Annotated in this window: 17 protein-coding genes; 8 read left to right on the plus strand and 9 right to left on the minus strand. The window is 66.6% G+C overall.

The window, feature by feature from the left end; translation table 11 throughout:
- Window positions 1–39: 39 nt before the first annotated feature.
- A complete protein-coding gene (locus tag IT182_09925; protein MCC6163653.1) occupies window positions 40–2928 on the minus strand; it encodes a serine/threonine-protein kinase in 2889 nt (962 codons plus the stop codon).
- Complete coding sequence (locus IT182_09930) at window positions 2895–3467, minus strand: sigma-70 family RNA polymerase sigma factor (protein ID MCC6163654.1); 573 nt, start codon at window positions 3465–3467, stop codon at window positions 2895–2897. Before IT182_09930 ends, IT182_09925 begins: the two co-directional genes overlap by 34 nt.
- Window positions 3468–3587: 120 nt before the next feature.
- On the opposite strand from IT182_09930, the gene IT182_09935 reads away from it, so the two are divergent.
- Window positions 3588–4193, plus strand: coding sequence for a DUF4411 family protein (locus IT182_09935; GenBank protein ID MCC6163655.1), 606 nt, complete (start codon window positions 3588–3590; stop codon window positions 4191–4193).
- Between the two features lie 72 nt (window positions 4194–4265).
- Here the strand turns inward: IT182_09935 and IT182_09940 are convergent, their stop codons facing one another.
- The 4 genes from IT182_09940 to IT182_09955 all read right to left on the minus strand — a co-directional run bounded on the left by IT182_09940 (window position 4266) and on the right by IT182_09955 (window position 6050).
- A complete protein-coding gene (locus IT182_09940) occupies window positions 4266–4700 on the minus strand; it encodes a PIN domain-containing protein (GenBank protein MCC6163656.1) in 435 nt (144 codons plus the stop codon).
- Complete coding sequence (locus tag IT182_09945; protein MCC6163657.1) at window positions 4697–4933, minus strand: antitoxin; 237 nt, start codon at window positions 4931–4933, stop codon at window positions 4697–4699. Before IT182_09945 ends, IT182_09940 begins: the two co-directional genes overlap by 4 nt.
- A gap of 516 nt (window positions 4934–5449) precedes the next feature.
- On the minus strand, window positions 5450–5749 hold the full coding sequence (locus IT182_09950; GenBank protein MCC6163658.1) for a HigA family addiction module antidote protein: 300 nt from the start codon (window positions 5747–5749) through the stop codon (window positions 5450–5452).
- 10 nt (window positions 5750–5759) lie between these two features.
- On the minus strand, window positions 5760–6050 hold the full coding sequence (locus tag IT182_09955; GenBank protein ID MCC6163659.1) for a type II toxin-antitoxin system RelE/ParE family toxin: 291 nt from the start codon (window positions 6048–6050) through the stop codon (window positions 5760–5762).
- A gap of 421 nt (window positions 6051–6471) precedes the next feature.
- Between IT182_09955 and IT182_09960 the strand changes: the two genes are divergently transcribed.
- Entirely contained in the window at window positions 6472–7296 is an 825-nt protein-coding gene (locus IT182_09960) for a hypothetical protein (protein ID MCC6163660.1), read from the plus strand.
- The gene (locus IT182_09965; protein MCC6163661.1) at window positions 7293–8171 is read left to right on the plus strand and encodes a nucleotidyl transferase AbiEii/AbiGii toxin family protein; all 879 of its coding nucleotides are present in this window, start codon (window positions 7293–7295) and stop codon (window positions 8169–8171) included. Before IT182_09960 ends, IT182_09965 begins: the two co-directional genes overlap by 4 nt.
- 891 nt (window positions 8172–9062) lie before the next feature.
- Here the strand turns inward: IT182_09965 and IT182_09970 are convergent.
- Window positions 9063–9569 (minus strand): SgcJ/EcaC family oxidoreductase, encoded by a 507-nt coding sequence (locus IT182_09970; protein ID MCC6163662.1) that lies wholly within the window; start codon window positions 9567–9569, stop codon window positions 9063–9065.
- A 93-nt stretch (window positions 9570–9662) separates the two neighbouring features.
- Between IT182_09970 and IT182_09975 the strand changes: the two genes are divergently transcribed.
- The 5 genes from IT182_09975 to IT182_09995 all read left to right on the plus strand — a co-directional run bounded on the left by IT182_09975 (window position 9663) and on the right by IT182_09995 (window position 14864).
- The gene (locus IT182_09975) at window positions 9663–10241 is read left to right on the plus strand and encodes a sigma-70 family RNA polymerase sigma factor (protein MCC6163663.1); all 579 of its coding nucleotides are present in this window, start codon (window positions 9663–9665) and stop codon (window positions 10239–10241) included.
- Window positions 10231–11214 carry a serine/threonine protein kinase gene (locus IT182_09980; GenBank protein MCC6163664.1) on the plus strand — a complete coding sequence of 328 codons (984 nt, stop codon included), beginning with the start codon at window positions 10231–10233 and terminating at the stop codon, window positions 11212–11214. The genes IT182_09975 and IT182_09980 overlap by 11 nt, the downstream gene beginning before the upstream one ends.
- Before the next feature lie 257 nt (window positions 11215–11471).
- On the plus strand, window positions 11472–13076 hold the full coding sequence (locus IT182_09985; protein ID MCC6163665.1) for a PD40 domain-containing protein: 1605 nt from the start codon (window positions 11472–11474) through the stop codon (window positions 13074–13076).
- A gap of 560 nt (window positions 13077–13636) precedes the next feature.
- Window positions 13637–14164, plus strand: coding sequence for a hypothetical protein (locus IT182_09990; protein MCC6163666.1), 528 nt, complete (start codon window positions 13637–13639; stop codon window positions 14162–14164).
- Complete coding sequence (locus IT182_09995; protein MCC6163667.1) at window positions 14157–14864, plus strand: hypothetical protein; 708 nt, start codon at window positions 14157–14159, stop codon at window positions 14862–14864. The genes IT182_09990 and IT182_09995 overlap by 8 nt, the downstream gene beginning before the upstream one ends.
- A gap of 251 nt (window positions 14865–15115) precedes the next feature.
- On the opposite strand, the gene IT182_10000 is transcribed toward IT182_09995, so the two are convergent.
- Window positions 15116–15316 carry a helix-turn-helix transcriptional regulator gene (locus tag IT182_10000; protein MCC6163668.1) on the minus strand — a complete coding sequence of 67 codons (201 nt, stop codon included), beginning with the start codon at window positions 15314–15316 and terminating at the stop codon, window positions 15116–15118.
- A 172-nt stretch (window positions 15317–15488) separates the two neighbouring features.
- A complete protein-coding gene (locus tag IT182_10005; GenBank protein MCC6163669.1) occupies window positions 15489–19370 on the minus strand; it encodes a PKD domain-containing protein in 3882 nt (1293 codons plus the stop codon).
- Between the last annotated feature and the right edge of the window lie 44 nt (window positions 19371–19414).

Genomic DNA, 19414 nt, shown 5'->3' on the forward strand with positions numbered 1-19414 from the left:
AAGCCGTCGAAAGTGCCGCAGCAGGCGCCCACGGCCTGTTCAGCGCTGGAAGAAGACGATGTCACTCGACTGCTGGCTGCGACCGACCAGCAGGGTCCGGCCGTCAGGCGTCCATGTCGCGCCGCGAAGACGAACACCGATCGGAAACGCACCGACACTCCGCGGTGGCGCCACGCCGGACGGATCGAGGATCCACACGGCCGATGGCGTCGATCCAGGTTCGATCAACGCCGCCAGGCTGCGTGCATCCGGCGACCAGGCGAGGAAGCCGTTGGAGAGGTTGGGACTCTCGGTGAGCCCGGGGTGCTGCGGCTCGCCGCGACGATTCACGAACGCCACACGCGACGAGTTGGGCTGCCCTGCTTCCGGGCGGCGTGCCTCGATGTAGGCGATCAGGTCGGCGGAGGGATGCCACACGGGAGCCCGCGCCGGACCAGGTGTCGCCAGCCGTCGCACGGTCGACGTCTCGACTTCCACCACCCACAGGCCCGGTGCGTCAGCGATCGGTGTCGTGTAGACCAGCTCCTGCCCATCCGGCGACCACGACGGGACGTCCACCACGAGTGCGTGTACGAGCAGGCGCGGAACGCCACCATCGGCGTTCATCACCCACAGGCCTCGTCGTCCGCCACGGTCGGACACGAAGGCAGTCCGGCGTCCGTCGGGCGAGATCGTGGCCTGCTCGTCCAGCGAATCGCCCGTGGTCAACCGACGCGGACGCTGGCCATCGGGCTCCGCTGACCAGAGCTGCCGGTTGCCGCTGCGTATCGAGCTGAACACGAGCCGATCATTCTGCGGCGAGAGCACGGGATCCAGGTCACCACTCGATCCGTCGGTGATCTCGCGGCTGGCGCCCCCGGCATGCGGGTCCGTATCGATCGCGACGATCGACTGTCGCAGCTCGACGATCGACGCCACGGCGTCGCCGGTTCCGGCCGACACCGCGAGGTCCTGGTACTCGCCGACGCCCGAGGTGACCTGCCGAGGCGTGGCGTCGGCACGCAGCGGCTTCCACCACAATCCGAGCTCCGCGGTGAACGGGTTCGCGGCGTACAGGAGCCCTCGCCCATCGTTGGTCGGGATGGGGAAGATGGCGCGCCGAGCCGTGGCCACCACGGTTTCCACGGGTCCGCCATCTGCCGACACCCGGTGGATCTCGACGGGCTCCGCGTTGGAGGTCTGCGGCGTCTGGATGAAGTACAGCGATCGCCCGTCCGGCGACCATGACGGCCAGTGCATGTGCATGCCGCGCGCCGCCACGACAGGTCGCTCGTTGGTGCCGTCGGCATCGGCCACGAAGAGCGCGTCGCCAGCCGATGCGCCAGCACGCACGTACACGATGCGCCGGCCATCGGGCGACCACCGCAGTGCCCGGCCGCGCTCGACAAGCTTGGTCGCCGTGCCGCCGAGCGGGGCGGGAATCGTCCACGCATCGAACAGATTCGACGGCGTGCCTGGCCTGCTGCCGGCGTCGAAGGCGATGCGCGTACCGTCGGGAGAGATCGCGAGCCCGCCGATGTCGATGCGCGTCGGCATCTGCAATCCGCTGTCAGCCGTGAGGTTGGTGGCATCGCCGCCGCTCACGTATCGAACCCAGATGTCAGTGGGCCCGCGTTCGTTCGAGAGGTAAGCCACCCATTTCCCATCTGGCGAGATGGCCGGCCCGAACTCCAGCGCAGGACCGCGCGTGAGGCGGATGGCGCTCTTGAAGACGGGCGTCACGTCCTCGCGGCGCGTCGACAGCCAGGCGACGCCTCCGACGATGGTGGCTGCCAGCAGCGCGGCCACCGACCACGCGACACGTGGCGATCGCCGGTCCACGGCCGGGAGCTGGACGTCCTGCGCGAGCGACGCCGCCGCTTCACCGCCCGGGTCGCCGAACGCATCGCCGATGTCTCGCAGGCGCGCCCGGGTGTCCTTTTCGAGGCATCGCCGTACGAGCCGAAGGAGCTGTGGCGGCGCGTGCGGCAGCGCATCCCAGTCCGGATCGCGCTCGAGGATCGCGACCACGACGTCCGACATCGTGTCGCCGCGAAAGGGCTGCGCGCCGGTCAGCATCTCGTACAGCACGCAGCCGAACGCCCAGATGTCCGTGCGTCGATCCACCGGGAGGCCGCGCGCCTGCTCCGGGCTCATGTAGCAGACAGTGCCCACAACGACACCCTCGCCCGTCTGCTGACTCGCCGGCATGTCCGCGGGTACCGATCCGAACGGCGCATCGTCCTTCTCGATGGCTTTCGCCAGCCCGAAGTCCAGCACCTTGACCTGGCCTTCCGGCGTGATCGTGATGTTGGCGGGCTTGAAGTCGCGATGCACGATGCCCCGGCCGTGCGCAGCATCGAGCGCCTCGACCAGCTGACGCGCGATCGCGACGATCTCGGGCATCGTCAGCCGCGGCGGCCGCTTCAGCCGCTCGGCGAGCGTCTCGCCGTCCACCAGTTCCAGCACCAGGCCGCGGCGGCCGTCGCCCTCGACCACACCATGGATGGCGGCGATGTTGGGATGATTCAGTGAGGCGAGCACGCGCGCCTCGCGCTCGAAGCGCGCGCGGCGATTGGGATCGGCGGCGAAGGCCGCGGGCAGGATCTTGATCGCGGCATCCCGCGCGAGCGCCTCGTCGTGCGCGCGATACACCTCGCCCATGCCGCCTTCGCCGATGAGCGCCTCCAGCCGATAGGCGCCCAGGCGCGCCCCCGTTGCGCGCCCGGGGACCAGTGTCGAGACGAGCCGACTGACAACGGAGGCGTCGGCCTGTTGCGAGAGCAGCGACTCCACCTCGCGACGCAGGTCGGGATCCTGCTCGCATCGAGCGGCGAGCACGGCGTCGCGTGCGTCGGCTTCCACGTCGAGCACGGCAGCGTACAGCTCGGAAATCTCGGCCCAGCGCTGCGGCGTCACGACACGCCCTTCAGTTCCCGGGCGAGCCATGCTCGCGCGAGGTTCCAGTCACGCGTGATGGTGTCGGGCGAGACATCGAGGGCCGACGCCGTTTCGTCGAGCGTGAGTCCGCCGAAGAATCGCAGCTCGACGACCGTGGCGCGGCGTGGATCCAGCGCGGCGAGGCGATCGAGCACCTCGTTGAGGGCGAACACGTCGCAGGACGGCTGCTCGGTCGCGAAGGCGTCATCATCGAGCGTCACGCGGGTTGCCCCGCCACCACGCTTCCGCCCGAGGCGAGCACGAGCGCGTTCGATCAGGACACGACGCATCAGGCGCGCGGCCATGGCCAGGAAGTGCGCGCGGTCCTGCCACTGGATCCGGCGAAGGCCCACGAGGCGCGTGTAGGTCTCGTTGACCAGGGCCGTGGGCTGGAGCGTGTGATCACGCCGCTCCCGCTTCATATAGATCCGGGCAGTGGCGAGCAGCTCGCGATGGACCAGCGGGACCAACTGCTCGAGCGCGCCCGGCTCTCCATCGGTCCAGGCACGAAGCAAGGCGGTGACCTGCGCTGGATCGCTCGCAGCCATGCGTTTCGAAAATGGGGTTGGGCACCTAGGATACACCCGCCCTGCGTGCGGCGAGTCCTCGAAGCGCGCGGTGTCAGCATCAGTGCGCTCTTCTCCGGCACGAGCGGCACGGGCAAGACGATGGCCGCGGAGGTGCTCGCGGTGGAACGCGGCCTGGATTCGTACCAAGTCGACCTCTCTTCGGTCGTCAGCCGCCACTTCAGATCCGGCGTCCGAACGCCTTCTTCCACCGCTTCTTCGGCATCGCCCGGGCGTCGGTCAAAGAGCATCTCGGAGAACTCGGCCTCCCGGCCACGCGTGGCGGGCGCGACGACATGCTCGCGGTGGCGGCGACGAGGCGCCGCCGCTCCGACTGGAAGTCGCCGACGGCGTGGGAGATGCGCGCAACGTCCCGTCGTGTCAACAACAGGCGATGCCGGCACGGTGTACCTGTGCCAACCAGAGGAGGTCAGTTCCGCCTACGCCGAGGTGATGCTCTGGGTGCAGCGCAGCACGCAGTACTTCGACCGCGCGAAGGCCAAGTTCACCACCGAGGCCGATGGCTGGCTCGTCGCCTACTCGATGGTCCACGGCACTACCGTCGTGACGAACGAACAGCCGCGTCCGGAGTCGCGGAACCGTGTTCTGCTTCCCGACGTCTGCGCGCAGTTCGAAGTACCGTCGAAGGATACCTTCTCAGTGTTGCGGGAGCTGGCGGTTCGGTTCGCGCTCTCGGGGACGGAGTGAGCAGGTCCGTGACAGGATGGCCCGCCCTTCCGGCCGAGGACGTCCCACTGGCCCGCGTCGGCTCTCCAGCGGCTATGCAAATGGGTCTCGAACGTCGAGCGTCTCGAACTTCCGGAAGTCGCGATCGTTCGAGTAGAGCGTCCGGACACCGTTCTGAAACAGGATGGCCGCTACGTGCGCGTCTGGCACGAGGTTTCCACGGACGACTGTGTCGGCCGTGACGTGCCGGTAGGCGTCCATGAAGCCGTCCTGCTCGGACACCACCCGCGTCTGGGGCAACGCCAGGAGGGACCTGACGTTGGCCAGCGCTTCCTCTGGCGTGAGGGGCGTCGCAAAGATGCTCGGGTGCGTGGCGATGCGCAGGTAGGCCATGAGCGTCGGCCAGGTCAGGCAGAGCACTTCCGGTTTCGCTGCACACGACTCCAGGAGCTTGCGGGCCGCCTCGTGCCGCTCGCTCGATCGATCGGACGCGAACAGGAGCACGTTCGCGTCGAGTGAATAGCTCATGACCGGTCGCCGTCGAGCGCGGCGTACACGGCGTCCTTATCCGAGAGATCGACCAGTGCCTTCATTGGGCGCGAGGTCCAACGAAACGCCGGGCGTTCACGTCCCGTGCGACGCCGGGCCAGCGCATCGGCCAGCAGCTCCGAGACGACAGCACCCATGGAGCGGCCTTCCTTCTCGTGGATCGTCTTGACCTCTCGGAGGATCGGATCGTCGATGTCGACCGTCGTTCGCATGATGCTAGATGATATCGCATTGGACATCTGATGTTTCCATCCTGCAACTGCAGCAGCACATCGGCGTCCGGGCGAGGATCGATCGCGCCTACGAAGACCGCCTCGCAGGTCGCATCTCCGACGATCTGTCGCAGTGCAAGTCGCGCGAGTGGGAGCAGGAACTCGCCGACGTCCGCCGTGACACGGCCCTGCACGACACCGCGAGCCACGACTACATGGTCAAAGGCTGCCAGATTCTGGAACTCGCGCAAACCCTGCGCAGGCTCAATTCCTTACGAAGAATCAGGCCGATCAGGCGAAAGCGGTCAAGATGCTGCTTTCGAACTGCGCGTTCGATCGCGGAAACCTTTTGTTTTCTTCGGTTAAGCCGTTCGACCTGCTCGCGCGAGGGAACGAAAACGGGGATTGGCTGGGTGTTACGGACGATTTCCGCAACTACCTCGTCCATGCGGCGTGGGAGCGCGAGTGGCCTCCATCCCTCTGAGCGCGCACGGGCAGGCGCATCTTTCGGAATCGCTACGCGCTCTGCGGAAGCGCGCGCACCTTGGGCCGTTGCCCTCGGGCCTTCACGGCGTGCCAGAGATCCCACTTCGCCTGCAGCCGCAGCCAGATCTCGGCGTCCCAGTGCGTCAAGCCCTCGAGCAGCAACGCGGTATCCGCACTGACGCCGCGCCGCCCTCTGACAATCGCGTTGAGCCGCTGGAACGGGATGTTCATACGGTCCGCAGCCTCGACCTGCGATACGCCCAATGGCTCCAGGAACTCCTTCAAGAGCATCTCACCGGGGTGGGTCGGCGGACGATGAGTGGGGAGCATGTCGATCTCCTCAGTGGTAGTCGGTGCAGCGCACATCGAAGGCGTCCGAGCCCTCGAACCGGAAGACGACCCGATACTGGTCGTTCACTCGCACGGCGTGCCGCCCCTTCAAGGCCCCGGTCAGGGCATGCAACCGGTTGCCGGGAGGCACCTTGAGCTCGTCGAGCTTCGTCACCGCATCGATCTGATCAAGCTTGCGGCGAACGATCGGCCATAAGTCCGTCGGGATGCGGCGGGCGGCCTTCGAGTTCACGCCGTTCCAGATGTCCCGGGTCGTGTCGTCGGCCAGCGTCCGGATCACCGACTAGCACTATAGCACACTTAGTGTGCCAATCACAGGAGCGGATCCCTGAGGCCGGCCGCGACTGGCACGTGGCTCGTCTTCGCCCGGTAGACTTCAGTTGGCTCGCTGCGATTTAAGGAAAAGCTTGGCTGGGAGGCAGGGATTCGAATTCAAGAGGCCTCTTTCCAAGTGGCTGATGGCGCTGGGTTTCCGGTTCCAACCGCTTGAGGCGCAAGCGGTTTCAGTGCTCCGTTTCGTGCACTGTCGTCCACTTGATTCCTCCCGATTCTCCCCCAGGTTTGGCACCATTTGGGCAACGGTCCCCGCTCCATCGTCGGCGGCTCGGACTTGCGCGCGCGGGCTGACCCGCCTGATTCAGACAAGCCCAATCATATGCGAATAGATCCGGCATCAACTGTTTATGGATTATGATTGGGGAATGATAAACGCGCTGGATCAGCTCCTGGATCAGCGGCTGGGGCACGGGCGGTATCACCTGACCAAGGCTGAGGCATTGACTGCTCTCGGAGTGTCGGCAACGGCGTTCAACGCTGCCGCAGCGCGTCTGGTGCGCCAGCGCCGGCTCGCTCGGCCCAAGCAGGGCTTCTTCGTCATTCTGCGCCCGGAGGACCGCGTCGGCGGAGGCCCGGACCCGGCGCGCTGGATTGATCCGCTGATGCGTCACATCGGCGTGGATTACCGGGTTTCACTCCTGCGGGCCGCGGCGTTTCATGGGTCCTCGCACCAAGCTGCGCAGGTGTTTCAAGCAATCGTCCCCAGGCAACTACGCCCGGTGGCCATCGAGCGACAGCGCGTGGAATTCGTGTATCAGGCCGCGGACGCGTTCGCGGCAGTCAACCAGCAGCCGTGGCTGGATCAGTTGAAGACCGATGCGGGGTTCGCAAAGGTCGCCGGCGTTGAACTGCTGCTGCTCGATGCCGTTCGGTACTTCCACCAGAGTGCCGGTCTCAACGGTGCCGCACAGATCGTGCACGACCTTGGCGGACGCGCTAGTCCGCAGAAACTCGCGCGCGCCGCGACCTCGTACGAGAACTCCGTCGTCCGTCGTCTCGGCTACCTCCTCGAGCACTTCGGCTACGCGCGTCAGGCCGCCAGCCTTCGACCGCAGGCGAAGAAGGCCAAATCGCTCAAGCCCCTCGATCCGTCGGCGCGCATTGTTCCCAGCCTGGCCGCCAGCGTTGGAGACGGAGAGTCGCACGCCTGGAAGCTGCATCTGAACGTGCCCGTGGAGATTGACGCATGATCCCACGCGCCCACATTCAGGAATGGGCCGCGACGACGCCGTGGCGGGAGTTGCGGCAGGTCGAGCAGGACCTCATCATCTGTCGCGCGCTGTGCGACATCTTCAACGAGCCGTTCCTCGCTGAGCGCTTGGCGTTCCGAGGCGGCACCGCGATTCACAAGCTGCTGTTTCGCCAGCCGCTTCGCTACTCGGAGGACATCGACCTCGTCCAGGTACACGCGGAACCGATCGGCCCGACGGTCAACGCACTGCGCGATGTGTTGTCGTGGCTTGGTCCGTTCAAGCGCGACGCCGCCGCGCACTCGCTCCATCTCATCTATCGCTTCATACCGGACTCCGAACCAGCCGTCCGGGCCAAGGTGAAAGTCGAGGTCAACACGCGGGAGCACGACCACCTGTACGGCCTCCGCCCGTATCCTTACGCCGTCGAGAACCCGTGGTTCACGGGCCGGGCGTCCGTCGTGTCGTTCGAGCCGGAGGAGTTGTTCGGGACGAAGCTCCGGGCGCTCCTGCAGCGTCGGAAGGGTCGCGACCTCTTCGACTTCCACGTCGGATTCGAGCAACTCTCCCTCGACCCCGCGCGCGTGATCGCCGCATTCGAGCACTACATGACGCAGGACGGCACCACGGTCTCGCGCGCGAACGCCGAGGAACGGATGCTCGGCAAGCTGACGCGCAGTTTGACGGAGGACATCGCGCCGCTCCTGGCGCATGGCGTCGCCTATAGCGAGCCCGAAGCGCTCGACGCCTTCGCGCGCGTCTGGTTCGAGCTGGTAGCTGGCCTGAAGGGCGAGCCGTGGGGCAAATCCGAGACGGTCATCGAGGAGTTCCGCGCCACATCACTGCCGAGCCTGTTGCGACCCACGCGTGCGTGAACCCCGCTACGCCCGAGAGTCCTTCGCCACATCTCCGGGCCGCCAACGAGGAATTGGCCGCTGCCCTGCCGTGGATCGTGACCAGCCTCTTCGGCAAGGCGAACGACGCCACGCCGTCGACTCCGGGGAGGCCAATCGTCGCGACACGTGGCGGCACACCTGGCGTCCTCGCCGTGGTTCGGAGTGTTGCTGTCGGTCGAACTCATGGCTACCGTGGGGCATTCTGAAGGCGACGAGAACACCGTCAACCGACGAGAACGCTGTACCTGAAGGCCACGTCGCGAGATGGCGCCGTAGAGAGGCAGGGATTCGTCCCTTGCCGCCCGCAAGTTCCAGAGACGGAGCGTCCGCCGGCACGAGACGGGCACCCAGATCGAAGGTGGGGTCGCCCACGCTGCAGAGGGCCGCCAACGGCCCCTCGTGAGCGTCGGTGCCGCCATGTCCGGGCTGACGTGGCACTATTGGGGCAGCGGCAGACAATCGCCAAGCCGAGAGAGTCGCAAGTCTCTCAAAGGTAAGGAGTTAGGCTGGCTGGGAGGCAGGGATTCGAATTCGGAGCTACGCGTTTCTGTAAGTGGCTGATGGCGCTGAACTTCCGATGTTAACCGCTTGAAAGGCAAGCGGTTACAGCGCTCCGTTTCGTGCACTGCCGTCCACTCGATTCCTCCCGCTTCTCCCCCAGGTTTGGCACCATTGGGGCAACGGGTCGATGGCCCTCCACTGTGCCGGTTCCAAACGGCTCCAACCTTGCCCGGTGATCGGCTAGCCATGATCTCGCAGGCGAAGACGTCCCACGTCGCCGTTCCGTTTGCCGAAGCTGGCGGCGGTTCGTGACTTTGGTCGGCGGACCCACGCAGTCTCGCCAGACGCGACGCGCTGCCCGGCGCCGCATCACTTCCAGGGTCTTGGATGAGGTGCCACGTTCGTGAAACTGACGGCCACCCACCGGCCGCTCTGCTTCTGCATGACGTAGGTTCCGAGATTGCCGCGTGTGATGACGCGAAGACGCTCGTCGGACGTCTGGCGAAGACCGGCGTCGGGGTCCCTCGGGTCCACCGATGACACCTGAACCACCGCGATCTCGGGGGTCAACCATCGGATCTTCTCGACGACATGCCGCTTCTGGCTGTTGCGCAAGGGCCCCTTGTGGATCGTCGCCAGCTCTTCACGCATGCGGGCCTTGCCCATCTGCCACTCGCCGAAGACATCGATGTGATCCACGTCATCGGCGTAGGCGGACACCATCATGTCGGCGTCGTGGGCGTTCCACCCCTCATAGAACGTCCCCAGCGTCTGCCTGATGGCGCGCTCCTCGTCGGCTGAGGCGCCTTGTCCCTGGCTCCAGGCGACTGCTACGACGAGCAGCATCGACACCAAGACGAGCACAAGCCGTTTCATCCTCACCTCCAACATGTACTAGCGTCGTTCGAGCGCGGATTGCATCATGTCGGCCGTCGGGTCCGCTCCCGTGGCAAGATGAACCCACGCGACATGGCGACCGGCGATACCGCGCAGATCACCCGCCTCCTCGGCGCCTGGAACGACGGAGACGCCGGAGCGCTCGAGCAACTGATCCCCCTCGTGGAGCGCGAGCTGCAGCAACTGGCCCATCACTACATGGCTCGAGAGCCAGCCGGCCATCCGCTGCAGACCACGGCGCTCGTGAACGAGGCGTTCGTTCGGCTGATCGACGGCGGGCGGGTACGCTGGCAGAGCCGGGCCCACTTCTTCGCGGTGTCAGCCCGCCTGATGCGCCGCATCCTCGTCGACGTGGCGCGGTCCCGAAAGAAATTGAAGCGCGGTGGCACAGCCGTGTGGATCTCGCTCGACGAGGCGCCCGAGATCCCCCACGCGACGGACGCCGAGCTCGTGGCTCTCGACGACGCGTTGAACGCACTTGCTGCCTTCGACGAGCGCAAGAGCCGGGTCGTGGAACTGCGCTTCTTCGGAGGTCTCACCATCGCCGAAACCGCAGTCGTGCTGCAGGTGTCGCCGATCACGGTGACCCGCGACTGGGATCTCGCCAGGGCCTGGCTCGCGCGAGAGCTGTCTCGGACCCATGACGCCTGACCGGTGGCGGGAGATCGAACGCCTGTATCACGCGACGCTCGAGCGGAGTCCGAGCGAGCGAGACGAATTTCTCGCTGCGGCGTGCCGGGGCGACGATGCCCTGCGTACCGAGGTGGAGTCGCTGATCGCGCATGGCCTGGACGCACCAGCCGTTCTGGATGCGCAGCTTAGCCGGGAGCTTCGCGCTGACTTGACCAGGCGACTCGACCAACAGCTGGCAGTCCCGGGCCGCTTTATCGGACGAACGTTCGGACCGTACAAGCTGCAGGCATTGCTGGGGGCCGGCGGGATGGGGGAGGTGTACCGTGCGGCCGATGCCCGCCTGAACCGGACCGTGGCCATCAAGGTTCTCCTGCGCGATCGTCATGACAGTTCGGAACGCCCTGAGCTGACACGCGAAGCCGCGATCGTTTCCAACCTGAATCATCCGCACATCTGCACCATCCACGACATCGGCAGCCAGGACGGCGTCGACTACATCGTCATGGAGTATCTCGAAGGCGAGACGCTGCAACAGCGTCTCGCCCGTGGCGCACTGCCGCTGGAGCGCGCCATCGAGTACTGCACGCAGATCGTCGATGCCCTGGACAAGTCACATCGCCGCGGCATCATTCATCGGGACATCAAACCCGCGAATGTGATGCTCACGGCGGTCGGCGTGAAGGTGCTCGACTTCGGCATCGCCACGCGGACGGGAGGGAGCGATCCGCTGCCGGTCATGGCCACGCCTGCGTACGGCTCGCCGGAGCAGCTCACCGGCCATCCCGTGGATGCGCGGACCGACATCTTCTCGTTCGGCGCGGTGGCGTACGAGATGATCACCGGACAACGGGCATTCACGGGGAACACGCCGGCGGCGGTTGTCGCCAGCGTCTGCGCGGACGAGCCAGTTCCGCTCCGCGATCTGGTGCCGGCCGTACCCGAACCACTGGCGCGTACGCTGTCGAGGTGTCTGGCGAAGGCGCCTGGATGATCGTTGGCAGACGACGAACGACCTACTGTTCGATTTACGCTCTCTCGCCACGCCAACGATGGGTCCTTCCGTCACGGATCGCCCGACGCGGATGTCCTGGATCGAGCGCGCGGGATGGGCTGCGGCGCTGGTGGCGACCTTCAAGTGTCTACACACTCTCGGTAGCGGATCCCACCCAGGTCGCCGAGCCGCCGGCACCCGATCTCCGTTTCCCGCTGTGGCCGGCGCCCGATACGACGTATGCCTCCAGCTTCGACGTGCCGATCGCGCTCGCTCCGGATGGACGCCGCCTGGCCTACATCGCCGTAGGGCGCGACAGCATCAAGCGGTTGTGGATTCGCTCCCTCGATGCGGCCGCCGACGGTGCGGTCGAGATCGCGGGGACCGAGGACGCCAACACCCCGTTCTGGTCACCAGACAGCGCGTGGGTCGGCATCTTCAGTCGCCACCAGCTTCTCAAGGTGCGCGTGTCGGATCGCCGCGTCCTCACCATTGCGACGAATGTCTCGACGATGGCCGGCGCGACTTGGAATGCCGAGGGCGTCATCCTCTTCACGGGCGGACTAGCGGGACTCTCGCGGGTCTCGTCCGAGGGCGGCGCCGTGATTCCGGTGACGAGGGACGAGGGCAGCCACTTCTGGCCGCAGTTCATCGGAGACGGCCGCCACTTCTTCTATTCGGCCGCGATTCCAGGCGAGATCCGCCTCGGCTCGCTCACCGGCGAGCCATCCCGTGTGCTGATGAAGGTCCAGCAGCACCCGTCGTCGCTCGTGTACGCAGGCGGGTATCTGTTCTTCGGGAGAGACTCGAAGCTGTTCGCTCGGTCGTTCGACGAACGCACGCTCGAGTTCGTCGGCGAGCCGATCGAGCTGCTGGCGGGGATGCCGATCACGCAGCTGGGCCGCATGCCGTTCTCGGTGTCGGCCGCTGGCCCTCTCGCTGTGTGGCCGTACCCGGGCGGAACTCCAGCCACCTTGCGCTTGTTCACGGAGACAGGCGCGTCGGTGCCCGTCGTGGAGACGCCCGCGCGGTACGTCGGGTTGGCACTCACGCCCAACGCCGAGTCGCTGGCTGTCTCGCGGCGTCGCGTCAATGGCGGTGCGGACGTGTGGGTTCGCGATCTCGGCGCCTCCACCGAGACGCAGGTGACGTTCGACGGGGTCGCGTTCGCACCACGATGGTCCCCTGACGGCCGCCGCCTCGTGTACACCACGTCGACGAAGCTGCCGCCCAGGCTGCTGATCAAGGGGCTGCGCGACTCAAGTGGCGACGTCGAGATCGGCGGCTCCCAGCTGCCTGCGTTCGCGTCGAGTTGGAGCAACGATGGCGCGCGGATCGTGAGCGTGCGCATCGACCCTGCCACCCGCGATGACCTGTACGTCGACGACCTGCAGGACGGTCGTGCCGAGCGGCTGCCGATGAACACCGCGGCCAACGAGTATCACGCGGCGGTCTCTCCTGACGATCGCTGGCTCGCCTATGTCACCGACGAGTCGGGCCGTGATGAAGTGTGGGTCGCCGGCTTTCCATCAGGGCAGGTGAAGAGAAAGGTCTCGATCGACGGAGGAACCTCACCCCAATGGATCGATGGCGGCCGCGAAGTCGCGTATCTGTCCCAGCGCAAGTGGATGACTATCAGGTCGTTCGCAGGGACGGGCGGCGACATCGCGCTCGGTACGCCGCGCGAGCTCTTTGACGCGTCCGCCTTCGTCGAAACGACACCGCTGGTCACGCCGACGGCAAACGCGTACGCCGCCGCTGTGGAGGGCAGGCGGTTTCTGGCCGCGGTTCGCGCCAAGGATCCAGCGGTGCCCCCGATCCAGCTGATTGTGGACTGGCGCACGCTGCTCCGCGACCGTTGAAGCTCGTAGCCGGCGCAAGACCGACGGGCGTGGTACTCCTCCGATCCATCAGTTTGGCAACGACGAGAGCGCCGGCAGGCAGCGACACCTGAAGTTGTAGACGCAGCGCGAGATGGCGTCACCTGGAGGCAGGGATTCGCCCCTCGACGCTCACTCGGCCTTTGGCGCCGAGCACGCAATTCGCCCGTGTCGCCAGACGAACTGGCTGGTGAGCCATGGCCGCCGGAAAATTCGGAACTGTGCGCAGTTGGCGCGAGGACCGACTTGGGCACTATTTGGGCAACGGCGGAGAATGGCTCAACCGAGAGAACGGCGAGTCTCTCAGCTACAAGGATTTAGGCTGGCTGGGTGTCAGGGACGATTTTCGACACTATCTCGTCCATGCGGCGTGAGGGTGTCGCGGGCCTCCATGCCGTCTTGAACGCCATGGAGAGTGTGGATCTTTCGGCATTCCAAGGCCGACCGGTCTCTCATCGTCGTTGCCTCGGGGACCACTCTCGAGGGCACGACGTGAGCGCTGGTGGCCTTGCTATTCCGTATTCCAGATTCTAGAATACCGAATGCCTCAAGGCCTCCTTCCTCAGGATGTCGTCGTGCTCGCCAAGCTCGTGTGCTACGGCGGAGAGCGTCCGCCGATCGCTCAGGTGGCCGGCGACCTGGCTTTGAGCCCATCTCAGGTCCACGCATCGCTCAAGCGCCTGGAGCGATCCCGCCTTGTGGACGTCCAGACGGGGCGCCCGCTCTTGAAGGCGGTCGAAGAGTTCCTGATCCATGGCGTGAAATACGCGTTTCCGGTCCAACGCGGTGAGGCGACCCGCGGCATGCCGACGGCCCATGCAGCGCCTCCGCTGAGTGATCAGATTGCAGACAGCGGCGACCTCCCGCCGGTTTGGCCGGACGCCGTGGGCGACGTGCGTGGTGTGACCCTCGAGCCCCTTCACAAATCCGCACCGAAGGCGGCTCGACGTGACCCCGTTCTCCATGAGCTCCTGGCGCTGATCGATGCGCTGCGCGACGGCCGCGTGCGCGAGCGACAGCTGGCCGAGAAGGAACTGAGCGCGCGGCTGCGGAGGCAGCTCTATGGCTGATCCGAACCGCATCCTCTTCGAGTCGGTCGTGCGCCTGCTCGCGCCGGTACTCGACGAACTCGTATTCGTTGGCGGTTGCACGACAGGGCTGTTCATCACCGATCCGGCAGCGGGCGGTATCCGACCGACGAAGGATGTCGACGTGATCGTGGACGTGACGCCATACGCGAAGTACGCGGCTCTGTCGGAACGGCTGCGCGCGCTGGGACTCGCCGAGGATACGACCAAAGGAGCGCCGCTCTGCCGCTGGCGACGAAACGAGCTCATCGTCGATGTCATGCCAGTGGACGAGCATGTTCTTGGCTTCAGCAACCGGTGGTACCCGGCCGCCATCGAGACGGCCCACCGACTTCAGATCGCCGGCCGCGAAGTGCGAGTGGTCACGCCGGCGCTGTTCATCGCCACAAAACTCGAAGCGTTCCATGGGCGTGGTCGTGGCGACGTCGTCGCCAGCCACGACCTCGAGGACATCGTGGCCGTTCTCGACGGACGGCCCGAGATCGTGGCCGATGTCGCCTCGGCGAGCGATGACGTACGCCAGTACATCGGCACTCAGATCCAGTCTCTGCTCGACAACCCCGACTTCCTCGAGGCGCTCGGCGGGTTCCTCCTTCCTGACGCCGCGAGTCAGGCGCGGCGCGGGATCCTGATTGAACGACTCAGACGCCTTGCGACGGCTCGAGGTCCGCAACGCTCGTGAGTCTGGACCGGCACCGGAAAGATTTCGCCGTGAACCCTCGTTCTACAGAGTGTGGGGTCTCGGTTCTGGAACAGGATTGGCTGGGAGGCAGGGACGATTTCCGCAACTACCTCGTCCAGGCGGCGTGAGGTGTGGTTGGCGCTCGATGCAGCGTTGAACGCGCATAGGACCGTGAATCTTTCTGCCGCCGCTCCGGCGGTGCCGCTGGGGGAACGTTCATCCGCTTGGCCGCCTCGCCCAGTCGGTGGAGGTCATGGCGGGTCCTCCCTGAGGAACACGTCCTCTATCTTGAGCCCGAACGCGTCGGCGATGCGGAAAGCGAGCGGCAGGGACGGATCGAACTTACCGTTCTCCACCGCGTTGATGGAGTTGCGCGAAACCTGGACGCGCTCGGCGAGTTCCGCCTGACTCCAGCGCTTTTCGGCGCGCAGGACGCGGATGCGGTTGTTCATGTCGAGATTCTTTTCCAGCTCACGCGTTCCCGCTGATGCGGCCTCGACCTGGGCACGCCCAGCGGCTCCAGGAACTCCTTCAGGAGCATCTCACCGGGGTGCGTCGGTGGACGATGGGTCGGGAGCATGTCGATGTCTCAGTGGTAGTCGGTGCAGCGCACGGTTGGGCGTCCTATCGCCCGCCGACCTCGACCGTCCACGTCACCGGCGCTGCCAGCGGGTGCCCGTGTCGGCTGACAAGGGGACCGTCCAGGGTCGCCACATAGCGCACACCTGGGACGAGGTCAGCGGTCGGCTTCAGCGTCATCCGTCGCGCATCGACGTCGTAGTGGACGCTGCCGGTCACCCCGTTGGACCCGCGGGACGGTGCCTCCGGACGCCACGTCACGCGGGCGCGCTCCACGGTGTCCGGCGCCACGTCCGTATTGAAGAGCACCTGCATCGACGGGCGCGTGTCTCCGGCCGCGTCGTCGAGAGGCACGGTGGCAAGCGCGGCCAGGCGCCCCTCGATGCGCACCGACACTCGCGCATCGGCCTCGTCGAAGCCGTCGTTGACCACCACGCGGAAGGTCGGGTTCGGCCCGGGTTCGAGGCGCGCCGTGTCCACCGTGAAGCTCGCGCTGTCGAGCCACATCGCCAGCGTGCTCCATCCGGCTTCTCCGCCGTCGCTGCTGTAGAGCACCGTGGCCTGCAACGGCTCGTCGTCGGCGTCGGTCGCCTCCCAGGTCAGCACGATGTCGCCGTCAACACGCTGAGCCGGCGTCGGCGACGTGATCGTCACGATCGGCGGGTGCGCCGAACGCTCACGGCGTGCGAGCACGGCGCCGTCCTTCGACAGCACGAGACTGCGCGCCGTGTCCGACCAGGGCAAGGTGGCCCGGAAGACGCCGGTCGCCTCTCCGTGCGCGGATGCGGCGACGTCGAATCGTGTCGTCCCCACGACGGAACCGGAGCCATCGAGCAGCGACAGCTCGTAATCGCCTCCGGTCTGTGGCTCTGGCAGCGCCGTACCGCTGACGAGGGGACCGAGCCATGCCGAGGCCCTGGTCTGGTCGACATGCCCCGCCAGCCCCACCCGTCTGGGGCCGTCGGCGCGCGCCTGTGCGGGAATCGACTGGAGGGATGTCGAGGCGAACAGGACGGGCGACTGCGCTGCGACACGCCGTGCCGCGAACAGGTTGTTGCGTTCGATGAGCTGCTGGATCTTGTGGTAATGGTGCGTGGCGATGAACGTGTTCCGATACGGCACGGTCGCCGGGAACATCAGCGGAACGATGCGCGGTCCTTCGCCGTTGCCTTCGGTGGACGACTTGTTCCAGCCCGTCCACCCCGGAGGCAGGATGCGGAACCCTTCGATGCCGTCGTACTGGAAGACGGGCGACTCGCGCATCTTGTCGAGCGCCTGATACTCCGCGGTCGTCGTGTAGTAGGGGATGTGGTCGAGCAACAGGTAGTGGCCCACCTCGTGCACCCACGCGTAGATGTAGCGATCGCGCAGCGCCGGGTCATCGTCGAACAGGCTCCGGATGGCGCCTGGCGCGCCCTGCGTCAGCAACACGTCCGCCCTGCCCCCGCTCAAGAACGGACTCGGGCCGAAGCCAAGGACGAGGTCGGCGTCCGTCGCGTGCAGCGTCGCGTACGACATGGTCAGTTCCGACGCGAGGATGTTGGCGGCGTTCTGCGCAATCGGCTCGCCCTCGAACAAGAGACGCGCGCCAAGCAGTTGCGCGTGCATGCTGGGCCCCATCACCATCGTCCCGCGGTAGCGTCCCTGGATGGACTGCAACGGGAACACCTGGAGCGCGAATTGCTCCCCCTTCGAGTAGATGGTGTGCAGGGTCCTGATGGTGGATTCGGGCGGCCAGGGAAACCAGTCGCCAATCGCCATCTGGTAGTAGTCGATCTTCAGTTTGGGTTCCGGCTTCCAGTAATTGGCCGGACACCGCGTGTGGTAGATGGTCTCCCAGGCGCCGGGTGCGGTCTCGGCTGCAATCTCCACCCGCAGCTGCCGCCCTTCGTGCCCCTGTGGTGACCAACCGAACAGGTTCGCCGAGTGCTCGGCCTTCGCCTGAGAGAGGGATCTGGACGCCCAGAGATCCGGCCGCACGAACTCGTGCGTAACCGAGGCCAGTGTCGTGCCAGACGCGTCCTTCAGCGTTACGCGCCCGTTGAACGACTGCAGCTGGTCGTCGGCGTGCACGGCCGGGTGCTGCGCCCAGTCGGCATAGATGCGTGCGACGGCCGGCTTGTTCCTGATGAGCGGAGCGTCGCGAACGGTCTGCAGGACGTGGCACGAGAGGTTGTGAGAGAGCGACGTCCTGTCGTCGTGACGGAAGACGAGCCGGCTGTGGAAGCTCCAGGCGTGGTAGCCCTCGCCCGACGGGTCGTCCAGCTCTTCGCCGTTGCGACCACGCACGCCGTCCGGGCCCGTCTTGACACGAGCCTCGTAGCGGACGCCGCTGAGCAGCGGCTCGCCCGACACCAGCACGGCCAGGCGTTCGCCGCGCGCGATGCGGGCGGGCACCGGCACGAACAGCCCGGCGGGATCCCGGTAGCCGAGCTGAAAGGTCGTGTCATCCAGCGTACGCGGGTCGTACGGCGCGCTGAACGATACGCGCGGCTCCGCGCCCGAGCGCTCGTGCCGCGCGTTGTCATCCGGCGAGGTGCTGCGGATGGTGAAGGGCGTGCTGGCGCACCCCTCGTACGAGACGATGCCCTGGCTGCGTGCCGCCTGCAGGTCGAGGCTGAAGGAGCCCTTGAACGTCAGCGCCTGCATGGGGCCTGACGCGTCGTCGTCGGTGTTCTCGAGCACGACGTCGAAGGTCGCCTCGACGCGGTCGTGCGTGTGGATCACGAGGTCGACCGTACCCGCGGCGTATCGGAAGCTCGCGACGTCATCCAGGCCGAACGGTGAACGAGCCGGTGGCTGGCGTTCGTCCGGCGCCGACGGCGCCGACGCCGCGGGATCCACGCCGATGCGCTCGCGGGCCTCCACCGGCGTGCCGCCGACCATCTCCGCGAGCCCGCGCAGGCCACTCAGCACCGCGCCCATGGTGTTGACCGAGAGCGCCTGCTCGGACGCACGATAGCGCTCCAGCGTGTCATGGAACTGGAGGGTGAACTGCGGCTGCACGCGGTACTTCGCGCCGCCGTCGCGCAGGTTGCGCAGGTCCGCTCGAAAGAGGGCATACGCCAGCGTCGTGGGGTCCCAGGCCGAGAAGGCGAACCGGCAGACGCCGGGCGACGCTTGCCGCAGATAGAGTCCGGCAATGGGCTTGACCGTGGCTTCGAGCGTTGTCCCGACGGCGCCTGAGGTCGTGCCGGCGAAGCGGGTGACGGGCGCCTCTGCACGCGTCGTCTCCGGGGTGCGAGCGACAGGGCGCTCGCCCACCGTCACCTCTGCCGACATCTGGTGCCGGCCTCCGTCCCCGTCGACCACGACGAGGGCGACCGTGAAGGTGCCTTCCTGCTGCCAGGTGTGCCGGACGCGCCAGAGGTCCTCACCCACCTCGGTCGTCCCGTCACCGAAGTCCCAGTGCCAGGTGAGGGTGTCCTTCGGCGTGTCGGTCACCCGGCCGGTCAACTCCAGCGTCCTGGGCGCATCATCGAGCCGGACGATGGAGAGCGGCGCGATGCGCGGCGCGACGTTGTCGATCATGATCTGGCGGGTCCGCGTGCTGATGGTCCCACGGGCGTTCTTCACCTCGACGGTGACGCTGTAGGCGCCCTGCTGCCCGAATACGTGCGAGACGGTCGGGCGCGTGCCGGTATTGACAGGGGGCGTCCCGTCGCCGAAGGTCCAGACGATCTCGTAGGGCTCCTGCCCCACGGCATCGAACATGCCCCCGCCTGGGCGCGCCATGCGCGGCCTGAGCATCTCGCCAGCGGGGCCGAGGTCCACCTCGCCCGAGAAATGGGCGGTGAAGAAGACAGTGGACGTCTCGGGCGCGCGGGCGACGCTCTCGATGCGTACGTCCTGCGCGCGGACAGCCTGTGCGGTGACGAGCAGGACCGACAGTGCCAGTGCGACGCCGCGCAGTGAAGGGCAGTTCATTCTTAAAGCCTATAGCAGGCCACCCTCCTGGCTTCAGCAACCGC

Source organism: Acidobacteriota bacterium, assembly GCA_020845575.1.
Classification (GTDB): Bacteria; Acidobacteriota; Vicinamibacteria; order Vicinamibacterales; family Vicinamibacteraceae; genus Luteitalea.